The following is a 12623-nucleotide window of genomic DNA, read 5'->3' on the forward strand; positions in this document are numbered from 1 at the left end:
CTAGTGCTAACTCTCAAGTTTTCTAGCACCTAACTTGCTAATCGTACTGAGTGCTAACTGTACTGAGTGGACTCATTGTCAACCTTATTAAAGTGCTCTGCTTGGGTTTTATTACCCAAAATCTTATTGCCAACCACGCCTGACGTAATAGAGCCACTGACGTTCACTAAAGTACGCATCATATCAATTAACGGCTCAATAGAAATAAGCAAGCCTGCTAACTCAAGCGGCATGCCCAATGTTGATAACACAATAATGGCGGCAAAAGTTGCACCACCGCCGACGCCTGCCACGCCAAAAGAGGCAATCATAGCGACACCCACCACAGAAGCGATAAAGCTGATAGACCAAGGATCTATTCCCATCGTCGGGGCAATCATCATCGCAAGCATGGCTGGATAGACGCCAGCACATCCATTTTGACCGATGGTGGCACCAAAAGATGCAGAGAAGTTAGCGATGGGTTTGGCAATACCCAGCTTATTGACTTGCGCATCGATGTTTAGAGGAATAGTGGCCGCTGAGCTGCGTGAGGTAAACGCAAAGGTAAGAACAGGCGCAATTTTTTTAAAATGCGCTACTGGAGATCTGCCAGTGAGCATGATAATCAAGGCATGCACAATTAGCATGATGAATAAAGCCACATAGGAGGCAATTAAAAACTTTGCCAGTTGCCAAATGGCAGTGGCATCTGTGGTGACGATTACCTTAATCATCAAGGCTAGTATACCATAAGGGGTTAAGCGGATGATAAAGCGCACCAACTCCATCACCCAAGTTTGTAGCACATCAATGCCACGGATAATTAGCCCCCCTTTTTCAGGATCATTTTTATTGACTGTTAAAGCCGCAAATCCTAGCAAACTGGCGACGACTACGGCAGAAATCATCGAGGTGCTGGCAAGCTCAGCAAAGGTGCCACCGATACTGGTTGGAATAAAGCTTAAAATTAATCCAGGAATGGTTAAATCCGCAATATCACCACTGCGCTCAATCATGCTTTGACCACGGGCAATTTCCATCTCACCAGCGACAATAGAGCTGGCATCAAGTTGGAAAATATTAGCAATAATTGCACCGTCTAAAGCTGCTATCCCTGTGGTAATAAGCAGGGTACTGATAATCCAAAAGCTCATAGAGCCAATCATCGCTGCTTTTTCTAAGCGTGCAATGGCCGCTAAAATCGAGATAAACACCAAAGGCATGGCGATCATTTTTAATAAATTCACATAGCCATTACCGACGATATTTACCCAAGGCAAGAATTCATCGATATTGATCTGTAACACCGACAGCACAAGCCCATAAGCCACGCCCAAAAATAGGCCTAAAAACACACTGTGGCTTAGTGAGTTGCTGTTACGATGAAATCGCCATAAGCCAAACAGTAAGGCAATAAAAACTGCCAGTAAAATGACAACCAGCATAATAAGCCCCCTTAAATAGATAGTGAAATAGTATTAGATAGTGAGTAGGTTTGGTTGCATTATAGTTAATAAGGTTAGTGTTAGTAGAGTAGTGTTATGTAGGGTTAGTATAAATGAGAATCTATGATTGCTGCCCTTATTTGATAATAAAGACAACCAATCATAAGTATTAATTACTTGACCCACTAACAAACTTACATTAGAATTTGTATCAATGTACTAGAGCGATAGAACAAAATAACAAGTTATCACGTAATGACAAAACAATATCCACTTTCGTTAATCTAGATTAGTCTAGCGTAATCTAAATTAACAAAGCCAGTTAAATTAATCATATTTAAAGTCACTATTATAACGCATCAGTTAAATATTAGAGAAAAGGCACTACAATGATACAAATTATTAACAGCTATGGTCTGCACCCAACTACTCAGCCAGATGCTGACGGCTTATACGGAGAGTTTGGCGGTAAGATAGGGCACCCACAATTGGCAAAAGCATTGGCAGAGCTAGAGGTCGGCTTTCACGAAATTATCAAAAACGATGACTTTATATCTGAAATGAAGCGCTTACGTGAGACCTATGTTGGTCGTCCCAGTCCTATTTATCATGCCAAAAGATTGTCAGAACATTGCGGTGGTGCGCAAATTTATCTAAAACGGGAAGATTTAAACCATACAGGTGCGCACAAGATCAACCACTGTTTAGGCGAGGTGTTGCTGGCTAAGAAGTTGGGTAAAACCAAAGTCATCGCTGAGACTGGCGCTGGTCAACATGGGGTAGCTTTAGCAACCGCCGCCGCCTTGATGGACGTTGAATGTGAAATCCATATGGGCGTGGTTGATATCAAAAAAGAGCATCCAAATGTTAGCCGCATGAAGATTTTAGGTGCCAAGCTGGTGCCAGTATCTGAAGGCGCAGGAACCTTAAAAGAAGCGGTTGACAGTGCATTTGTTGCTTATTTAAATGACATTGAAAACAGCATGTTTGCCATTGGCTCTGTGGTAGGCCCTGCGCCGTATCCTGAAATGGTAGGATACTTCCAATCAGTTATTGGACATGAGGCACGTGAGCAGTTTTTGGCGACAACGGGTAGTTTGCCTAATAAAGTAGTGGCCTGTGTTGGCGGTGGATCCAACGCCATGGGAATGTTCAGCGGCTTTTTAGATGATGAGACTGTCGAAAAGATTGGAGTTGAGCCGGCAGGAGAGGGACTAGATACGCCAAATCACGCGGCCACCATGACCAAAGGGGTTAAGGGTGAAATTCAAGGCTTTAAGTGTTATGTCCTGCTTGATGATGAAGGTCAGCCAGCACAAGTACATTCGATTGCATCTGGCTTGGATTATCCTGGTGTTGGACCACAGCATTCATATCTAAAAGATTCACAGTTGGCGACTTATGAGGCCGTGACTGATGAAGAATGTTTGGATGCGTTTATGGCGCTATCACGGTTAGAGGGTATTATCCCTGCGCTTGAGTCTTCGCATGCGGTGGCGTATGCGATGAAAGTGGCCAAAGATATGTCACCACAAGATACCATCTTAGTCAACTTATCTGGACGTGGTGATAAAGACATTGATTATGTGTTAGAAAAAATTAAATTATAACGGTTTTTAATAACTCTACGTTAACTTAAAAACCAAGGCTCTACATAAATAAAGCGGTGGTTTTATGTGGTTTAACCACCGCTTTAGTTTTGACGTTGTAGATCCTAAAATAAAGACACTTCCTTTCTTGTAATAAAGGCTTGCTTTAATAGGGGTATGTCTTATTATTAGCTTAACCCCTTTAGTTTACTGAGCTAGCTACTAGCTAGTTAACTATTAAAAACGATAGGTAACTAAACACGATAGGTAACTAAACACGATAGGTAACTAAAAACGATAGGTAACCCCGGCATTAATCGAGCGCTCACTAAGCGGTGTGTGTTCTGCCAAATAAGACGCATGGTTATAAGCGAGCTTATTAAACGCATTCTCTAACTGAATAAAGGCTGTATAATCATGCTCACTGGGGCTGTAATATACCAGTTTGGCGTTGACTCGGTTATAGCTGGGCGTTGTTTTTTCAAAGTCAGCCACTTTGTTTTGCTCAAAACGATGATAGCCAGAAACAACCAAATCAAATTGACCAAACTGAGCACTGATATCGCCACCCACTCTTGGGGCGACCAAACGCGGGGCATAGCGGCTATTTAAACTGCGATCATCTAGCTTAATAATGGCAATATCTGCAAAACTACCGATGCTAATATTTGGGGTTAAGTAATAGCGCGCTGTGACTTCACCGCCATAATGCTTGGCATCACTTTGTGCATAGTCAACCAAACGAAATCCAGCAGATTCACCTTCAGTCACCAAGTCTTGAGTTTTGGCATAGATATAGTCTTGGCTGTCATTATAAAAGGCAGATGTGCTAAACTCGAAGTTTTCTTTGTTGTTATAACGGTAAGTAAGCTCTACGCCATTGGTTTTTTCTTTATCCAACTGGGTATTACCACGTTCCCAGCTATTGGTTGCCAAGTGTGCTCCATTAGCAAACAACTCTTGAGAAGCAGGCAAACGCTGTGAGTGGCTAAGGCGTGCAGATACCTGGTGGTGCGGCGCCAAGTAGCGACCACCTTCTAAGCTAACAGACGTGCCTGAGTGTGATTTCTTGATTGAGTTATCTTTGTCTTTGATGCGCTGGTAGTCTTGACGGGCGCCAAATTCAAGATACCAAGGGCTTTTATTTAAACTATCATGGTTATGGCTGTGCGTTGTGGCAGTTTGATGGGTGGTAGCTGTTTCAGTGCCTGAGCCTGTCACTGAGTTGTGCTGCTGCGCCAGAGTGTGGCTGTCACTGCTGTGGTCATGACCAGCATGTCCGTCTTGTTGTCCTGAGTTAAAAATCTGAGTGTCATCCATTTGACTGCCAAAATAACCTGGGGTGAGACGCTCAATAAAATACACGCCAATTTGGTCGCTGTCGGTTTTTGGTAAATAGCCTTCTAATCCTCTGGCTTTAAAGTTGCTCTTGTTGTAGTCCACTCCGAAAACCCCTTTCATAAAGCCTAAGTTGCCCACAGGATATAGGCTGTGAGTGGCTTGCACTTTTGTACCAAAGGCTTTGTTGCTAAAGCGGGTACCGACCACGCCTTCATCAATTTCATCATGATGATAATCGGTATAGCTAAATTTGGTATTTAGCTTGTCGATGCCGAGTATGGGCGTTAGATGTTCGGTATGAACTTGAAATACATCAGATTTTAGTTTTACAAAAGGCGGTGCACCATGCTCATGACTGTGACCATGTCCGTGACTGTGGTCGTGATCGTGGTCATGGTCATGGTCGTGACCGTGTGCATGTTCATCATGATCTGCGTGCTCATGGTCGTGCTCGTGGTCATCATGCCCATGCAGATGGTCATGATCTGCTGGCGAGCAGTTTAAGCGATTGCTAAACGGGTCGTCAGGTTGACAAAAGTTGTGTACGTGAAAGGGTAAGCCATATTCTGACTTTTGGCGCTGATAAGAAAAGCCAATGGAATCAAAGTCGCCCACATAAGCAAGGCCTAGGCTGCCGTTATCTTGGGTATACCAGCTGTTATCGATTTTTTTGTTGCGCCAATGAGGTACTTTAATATCTTCTTGGTCGGTTTTTTGAAAGCGACCAGTCCACAGCCAGTTGTCACCCAGCTTACCATTGAGCTGTGCATAGCCTAGATAGCCTTCAGTGGCCTGTTGTCCAACCAAGGTGACCTGTCCATTAACCGAGTTTTGTTGGTCTTTCATATTGAGGGCAGTATCAATACCAGGGATACTGTCATCGACCACATTGACCACACCGCCAATAGCGCCACCACCATACATAAGTGCTGAGGTGCCTTTGATGACTTCAATTTGTTTTGCGCCCAATACGGGTACTGAGACTTGGTGGTCTGGCGAAATATGCGAGGCATCTTGTACGTTCATGCCATTTTGCATAACTTGAACTCTGGGCGCAGTTTGGCCACGGATGATGGGGCGACTTGCGCCTTGACCAAAACTGTCAGAGGCTAGGCCTGGCTCATTGGCCAGTACATCACCTAAGGTGGTTTTGGTCTGGGTTTCGAGCTGATATTGGTCAATGATACTGGTGGCAGTGGCCAGCTCTTGAGTTTTTGATTGAAGTGGACTGCTGTGTACCACAGCGGTAATAGGGGCTAAGGTGACTTTTGGGGTTTGGGTTGTATTGAGTGCTTGGGTTGTATTGGTTGGGTCAGTCTGAGTGACCGCAAGTGCTGGTACTGTAAGTAGTGACAGCGATAATAAAGGTACGGCCGTTAGGTGTAGTTGGCGAAGAGCACCTGATAGTGGATGTAGTTTGTGCTGTTTGATAGATGCGCTGTTAGCTAGGTTGTTAGTTGAGTTTGACATAATTAATAGGCTATTTTGTAATATATAGTCAGAGAGCTACTAAGTGCAGTGTCTCGCTAAGCCTACGTGAGTAGTACTTGCACTTGCTTGCCTTGTATCTTTAGACTTCTTTGACTATAAACGTTAATGGTTGGTGGATGTTTAAGTAGTTAAGTAATTTAACATAGAGATGTTATAACATAACAAATTGAAAAACAAGCATCGTTTATTTTATAAGTCGTTTATTTTATAAATAGGACTTATGCAAAAATACGATTTCAAGGCTTTAAAAGCGACTGGTTATTATTTATGGAGCGTCTGGCTCTACCGTCAGAGGATTCATAAATGATGACCAGTCGCCATAATTTCTACTCGGGCGTAAGTTTTATAAAGTGGATGTGGTAGAAAAAATAGGTGCTAAAATAAAATAGGTGTAGAAAAAATTAAGTAGGTGATACAAATAAGGTTGTAGCCGAGGGACGAGGCGCGCGCTACTGTGGATTGAAGCTTGGGATGTGAAGGCGCATATTTCGTAGGGTGGTAGTATTTTTGATGTTGAGGCTAGTTCTTTTGTTTTGTTTTATGGTGAAATGTTGTTATGGGTAATTTAGGGTTGTGGTTGGATGTGGAGGTTGTGGTATATTATTTACTGTAAGTGTACGAGTGTTTACTGGCATAATAAGAGCGCTTGATTTAAAACTGTTAACAAAAGGAGGGTATTAAAATAGTTGTAAACTTTTATGGCATATAGCATGGTGATAAAGACGTGCTCTAGGAATTATTGTCTAAAACAGGCATAATATTAGGTTTAGTTATGCGTGTTTATCAGTTGTAAAGTTCTAGGTTTTATCCTTACATAGTGTAATAAACAATAATTTTAAAATTTTTAGTAATAGGTCTTAAATAGAGTCTAATTAGTTTATATAATAAATTAATTTATATAATAATAGGAAGCCGTATGAAAACATATATTACAGGGACAGGGCTATATATTCCGCCATATAGCATTAGTAATGAAGAGCTGGTTGCCTCGTTTAATCAGTATGTTGATAACTATAATGCACAGTATGCCAGTGATATTGAGGCTGGTGAGCGTGAGGCGCTAGAGAAATCTTCAGCAGAGTTTATTGAAAAGGTTTCGGGGATTAAGTCACGCTATGTGATGGAGAAGTCTGGAATTTTGGATCCAGAGGTGATGATGCCAGTTATCGCTGAGCGCAAGCTGGGTGAGGAGTTGTCAGTGATGGCTGAGATGGGGCGTGATGCCTTGCTTCAGGCGCTTGCTGAGGCTGGTCTTGAGCCTAATCAACTGGATGGCATTATTGTCGCTTGTTCAAATTTGCCACGGGCCTATCCAGCATTGGCGATTGAGATTCAGCATGCTATCGGTATGATAGGCGGTTTTGCCTATGACATGAACGTCGCTTGTAGTGCGGCGACTTTTGGTATTGCGCAAGCGGTGGGGACTATTAAAGGTGGTCTTGGGACACGTATCGCTGTGGTTAATGTTGAGATTACTTCTGCGCATCTAAATTGGCGTAATCGTGATAGTCACTTTATCTTTGGTGATGTCGCAACTGCTAGTATTGTTGAGCAGTGTGAGACGCCAAAAGGCTATGAGATATTGGATAGTAAGTTGTTTACTCAGTATTCGATTAATATTAAAAATGAGTACGGCTTTATGGACAGAGGTGAGTATTATGCAGCTGGTCGAGCCCTGTATGATGATATCAAAGAGCCGATGACTGATAAGCTGTTTATGCAAAATGGGCGTAAAGTGTTCCGTGAGGTGTGTCCAAAAGTGTCTGAGATTATCAGCACTCATTTGCAAGAAAATAACTTGCCTGCATCTGAAGTAAAAATGATGTGGCTGCATCAGGCCAACATTAATATGATTAATCTTATCTTACGCAGTGTGGTTGGTAAAGATGCCGATCCAGCGATTACGCCAACCGTGATTGATGAGTTTGGTAATACTAGCTCTGCCAGTCCAGTCATTGTGTTTCACCGCTATAAAGACCAATTGCAGTCAGGTGATTTGGGTGTGATGTGTTCGTTTGGTGCTGGTTATTCAATTGGTTCTGTATTGCTTAGAAAAGTATAACATCACTAAGCTTACGCTGTTATTAGGTTAATAATCAGGGGCTATTTATAGCCCCTGATTTGAATTAAAATTGCCAGTAGTGAGGCTGATTAGCGTGTCCTTTTGGTGATAATTGTCAGTTAAATTGTTGCAATTTTTTATTGATGGCTGAATGTTATACAGACCCTGATTAAAATTTGGTATAATTAGCCAATTTATTTTTAGTTAAGCTGATAATTTAGTAGACTAATGTCTTTTTTGAGTCTATTTGATGCCCAAAAATAGACAATATACTGCGCTAAACCAGACTGCGTTAACCTTCTAAAGTTGCGTTAATCCTATAAAGTTGCGTTAACCCTCTTAAGTAAAGTTGAAGCTTAACAAAATCCTGCCAAATACTTATATCCCACTAAATACTAGACTAAATAAAAGATTGCTTATGAAAGACTCGTTACGAGAACGCTTAGATCAAATGGTAGATCGCTATGAAGAAGTGACCGCCTTGCTCTCTGATCCAGATGTTATCAGTGATAACAATAAATTTCGTGAGCTGTCAATGGAGCACAGCGATTTAACGGACATCACGACTTTATGGCAGCGCTACCTTCAGGCAGAACAAGATAAGAAAGATGCCGAAGAGATGATTGCTGAAACATCTGATGCTGAGATGAAAGCCATGATGCAAGAGGAGATAGATACCGCAGCTGAAGACATCGAAGCCATGGAAGAAGAGCTGAATGTGATGATGCTGCCAAAAGATCCGAATGACAGAGTGCCAGCATTCTTAGAGATACGTGCCGGTACTGGTGGTGATGAAGCGGCTATATTTGCTGGTGATTTATTCCGTATGTATGAGCGCTATGCCTCAAACCATGGCTGGAGCATCGAAGTGCTGTCGGCCAACGAGGGTGAGCATGGCGGTTATAAAGAGATTATTACCCGTGTTTCAGGCAATGATGTCTATGGTCGTTTAAAATTTGAGTCAGGTGCTCATCGCGTCCAGCGTGTACCTGAAACAGAAAGCCAAGGACGAGTGCATACCTCAGCTTGTACGGTCGCAGTAATGCCAGAAGTAGAGATTGATGATACGGTTGAGTTGAATCCAGCCGACATCCGAATGGATACCTTCCGCTCAAGTGGTGCCGGTGGTCAGCACGTTAACACCACAGACTCAGCGGTTCGCTTGACTCACATTCCAACTGGGGTAGTGGCAGAGTGTCAACAAGAGCGTAGCCAGCACAAAAACCGTGCCAAAGCGATGCAAATGCTGATTGCCCGTATTCAGCAAGCCAAGGTGCAAGAGCAGGTTGATACTGCCGATGCCTTACGTCGTAACTTGGTTGGTAGCGGTGATCGCAGTGAGCGTATCCGTACCTACAACTTCCCACAAGGGCGCATGACTGATCATCGTATTAATCTAACCTTATATAAGTTAGATGCGATTATGGAAGGTGATTTGGACGAGTTGCTGGATGCCTTAACTCGTGAGCATCAGGCAGACTTGATGGCCAGTGTTAGTGGTGACGCGTAACCTGAATTTATCTTTATCTTTATCTTTATCTTTAGCTTTTTACTTTAATATTTTTTGAATAACTTGGGAACTGCAATGTCTAATCAAGCAACAAACAATGATCAAGAACAAATCCAATCCGCAGAAGAAACCAATGAGCTGATTGCGCAGCGTCAAGCCAAGCTAGATGCCATTAGCGCTGCTGGCAAGGTGGCTTATCCCAACCAGTTTAAGCGCACTGACTATGCCAAGGATTTGCAACAGCAGTTTGAAGACGTGAGCAAGCAAGAAATTGAAGAAAAAGCAGCTGCTGGTGACAAAACGCAAGTGAACGTTGCTGGTCGTGTGATGCTCAATCGTGGTGCCTTTATCGTTATTCAAGATATGACCGGTCGAATTCAACTGTATGTGGCACGCAAAGAGTTGGATAAAGAAACGTTAGATTTGATCAAATCGCTAGATCTTGGTGATATTGTTGGTGTATCTGGTTATATTGGTCGTTCAGGTAAAGGTGATTTGTACGTTCATATCGAAGAGATTACCTTATTAACCAAATCACTGCGCCCAATGCCAAACAAGTTCCATGGTTTAGCAGATACAGAAGCACGCTATCGCAACCGTCATCTGGACTTGATGACCAATGAATCAAGCCGTGACACCTTTATGATTCGTAGTCAGGTGGTTAGTGGCATCCGTAAATTTATGCTCAACGAACGGTTTATGGAAGTAGAGACGCCGATGATGCATCCAATTCCAGGTGGTGCCGTAGCGCGTCCATTTATTACCCATCATAATGCGTTAGATATGCCATTATATCTTCGTATTGCACCTGAGCTTTATTTGAAGCGTTTGGTCGTTGGTGGCTTTGAGCGTGTCTTTGAAATTAACCGCAGCTTTCGTAACGAAGGGGTGTCAACCCGTCACAACCCTGAGTTTACTATGATTGAGTTTTATCAAGCCTATGCTGATTATAAGGACTTAATGGATTTAACTGAGCGTATGTTTAATGAGTTAGCGCTAGATATTCTGGGCAGCACTGAGCTGACTTATCAAGGCGAAAGCATCAGCTTAAAAGCACCTTTTGAGCGTCTAAGCATGAAAGATGCGATTGCCAAATATGCTGATAACTTTGATATGAGCAAAGTAGATGACAGAGAGTACTTAGCTGATTATGCACAAAATGTGTTAAAGCAGCAGGTAAAAGAAGGTTTTGGTATCGGTAAATTACAAACCATCATCTTTGAGGAGACGGCGGAGCATCAATTACGTCAACCAACCTTCATTACTGAATATCCAGCAGAAACGTCACCATTGGCTCGTCGCAATGATGAGAATCCAGAGATTACGGATCGCTTTGAGCTGTTTATTGGTGGTCGTGAAATTGCTAATGGCTTTAGTGAACTTAATGATCCAGCAGATCAGGCCGAACGCTTCCACAATCAAGTGGCAGAAAAAGAAGCTGGTGATGATGAGGCGATGCATTTTGATGCCGATTATATCGAAGCCTTATCATACGGCTTACCGCCAACTGCGGGTGAAGGTATTGGTATTGATCGCTTGGTGATGTTGTTTACCGATGCGGCAAGCATTCGTGATGTGATTTTATTTCCACATATGCGTATGAAGCACCAGTAATATATATACCCAACACACTCAATCAGTGCTAATGTTGGGCCGATCTATGATAATATGGGACTGCATGCGACTGTGAATGTCAAAGCAGTCCTATATTTTTTAGGGTTTTGTTTTTAGATATCTGTTATTAGTAAACCAAACCTCACACACTCAATTAAGCCACTCATTAACTCACAAGTGATAGCAACAAAAATACTAAGCCTATGTCAAATATAAATTCTAACCCTCAGTCAGCACATCCTTCTTCTTTTGATTGGACAGCTATGTTCCATCGAACTTTTTTTTCTGTCTATCTTCAAAATAACGACCCTTTAGTTGGGGCGGGTAAGTTTGATTATGCGTTCCAAGTGGGTGACCAGCGTATCTATATGCTGGTGCATCATGAGTCGTTAGAAGTAGAAAGCACCAATGTTGAAAAGCGGGTATTGGCAGAGCTGAAACAAAAAGCGGCAACCCAACTCAATAAGCGTTTTCAACAGCTTAATGTAAAGCATGAGTTACCTATAGCTGGTCAGATTATTCGTGATCAGCACTCTGAGATTGTGCTTAGCAAGGTTCATTACATAGGATTAAGCTCTATTGTGTTCACTCATCAAGGTGAGATGTATCAAATTGAGCATGAGTATGGCAGCCGCTTCTTCCAAGAAGAGTGTGTATTAGATTTAGATGATGGCAATCATGTATTACAGCTGCTAAGTCTTAATAGCTTTTATAAGATTATTAAGTTGTTACAGACACCCAGTGATATGTTGAGCTTTTTAGATCATCATTTGCAGCTATTGGTCAATTTTAATGACTTTAATGGTGAGTTTGAGCTGGCGCAGCAGTATTTGGGCAGTGCTGCTTTCTTTGAGCGAGCAATTGCCGTTCAACAAAAGCTGGTACAAATTGGGTTGCTGTCTAAAGTAGAAACACGCTTAACCAATATGACAAACCCTGAATATGTGGCCAGTGCGGAGTTTAAACAGCAGCAAGCTGAGTTAATTTCAAAGTTACAATCGTATGCCAGCACTTTCCAAAAACTACTTAATGGCACAACCAAACGCCGCCACGAAGCCAACGATACTATTCCTATCGATCAGGTAAAACTATTGGTTGCTGAATCCATGTACACTCGATTGAGTATCATAGAAGAGATGATGGCGTATGAAACGCACTCACAACAAGAATGCTTAACAGGTTATATGAGTCATCAGCACTCGTATAATGACTTCGGTCATCACTATGTGATTATTGTATATGGACTGGGTGAGCATGCTCAATATACCCGTGAATATGTCGAACAAAATTATGTGAGTCTATTAACGGATATCAATGCGCAGCTACAAGATCCAGCAATGAAAGAGTACTTTATCCTTGGTTTTGATATGTCAGATCATGATGGTCAAGGTAATGTAAAAGTGAAGATGGATGTTTTCCATCACTCTGGTCACCAAATGACAGAGCCAGAAAGACGTTTGTATCAGCAGGTGACTGGTGAATAATCTTTCATCTCTTGTTTACTTTTGTATCTTGCTAACTATTTATAAAAGCACATTTTATTTATAAAAGAACATTTCTTAAAACTAGTAAAAGACTGGGTAGTCTGA

7 protein-coding genes are annotated in these 12623 nt (G+C 42.2%); 5 read left to right on the forward strand and 2 right to left on the reverse strand.

Annotated features, from left to right (window positions below):
• Positions 1-53: 53 nt before the first annotated feature.
• Entirely contained in the window at positions 54-1427 is a 1374-nt protein-coding gene (locus H140_RS0102055) for a cation:dicarboxylate symporter family transporter (protein WP_019671994.1), read from the reverse strand.
• A gap of 389 nt (positions 1428-1816) precedes the next feature.
• Between H140_RS0102055 and trpB the strand changes: the two genes are divergently transcribed.
• Entirely contained in the window at positions 1817-3037 is a 1221-nt protein-coding gene (trpB, locus tag H140_RS0102060; RefSeq protein ID WP_019671995.1) for a tryptophan synthase subunit beta, read from the forward strand.
• Positions 3038-3304: 267 nt separating this feature from the next.
• Here the strand turns inward: trpB and H140_RS0102065 are convergent, their stop codons facing one another.
• Positions 3305-5827 carry a TonB-dependent receptor gene (locus H140_RS0102065; protein ID WP_019671996.1) on the reverse strand — a complete coding sequence of 841 codons (2523 nt, stop codon included), beginning with the start codon at positions 5825-5827 and terminating at the stop codon, positions 3305-3307.
• Between the two features lie 937 nt (positions 5828-6764).
• Here H140_RS0102065 and H140_RS0102070 point away from each other — a divergent pair.
• The 4 genes from H140_RS0102070 to H140_RS0102085 all read left to right on the forward strand — a co-directional run bounded on the left by H140_RS0102070 (position 6765) and on the right by H140_RS0102085 (position 12518).
• The gene (locus tag H140_RS0102070; RefSeq protein ID WP_019671997.1) at positions 6765-7910 is read left to right on the forward strand and encodes a beta-ketoacyl-ACP synthase III; all 1146 of its coding nucleotides are present in this window, start codon (positions 6765-6767) and stop codon (positions 7908-7910) included.
• Positions 7911-8328: 418 nt separating this feature from the next.
• Positions 8329-9420: a peptide chain release factor 1 gene (gene prfA / locus H140_RS0102075; protein ID WP_019671998.1), complete on the forward strand. Its 1092-nt coding sequence runs from the start codon at positions 8329-8331 to the stop codon at positions 9418-9420.
• A 75-nt stretch (positions 9421-9495) separates the two neighbouring features.
• Entirely contained in the window at positions 9496-11034 is a 1539-nt protein-coding gene (lysS, locus tag H140_RS0102080) for a lysine--tRNA ligase (RefSeq protein ID WP_019671999.1), read from the forward strand.
• Between the two features lie 203 nt (positions 11035-11237).
• Positions 11238-12518: a hypothetical protein gene (locus tag H140_RS0102085; RefSeq protein ID WP_156819050.1), complete on the forward strand. Its 1281-nt coding sequence runs from the start codon at positions 11238-11240 to the stop codon at positions 12516-12518.
• Positions 12519-12623 lie beyond the last annotated feature (105 nt).

It is taken from the genome of Psychrobacter lutiphocae DSM 21542 (assembly GCF_000382145.1).
Classification (GTDB): Bacteria; Pseudomonadota; Gammaproteobacteria; order Pseudomonadales; family Moraxellaceae; genus Psychrobacter; species Psychrobacter lutiphocae.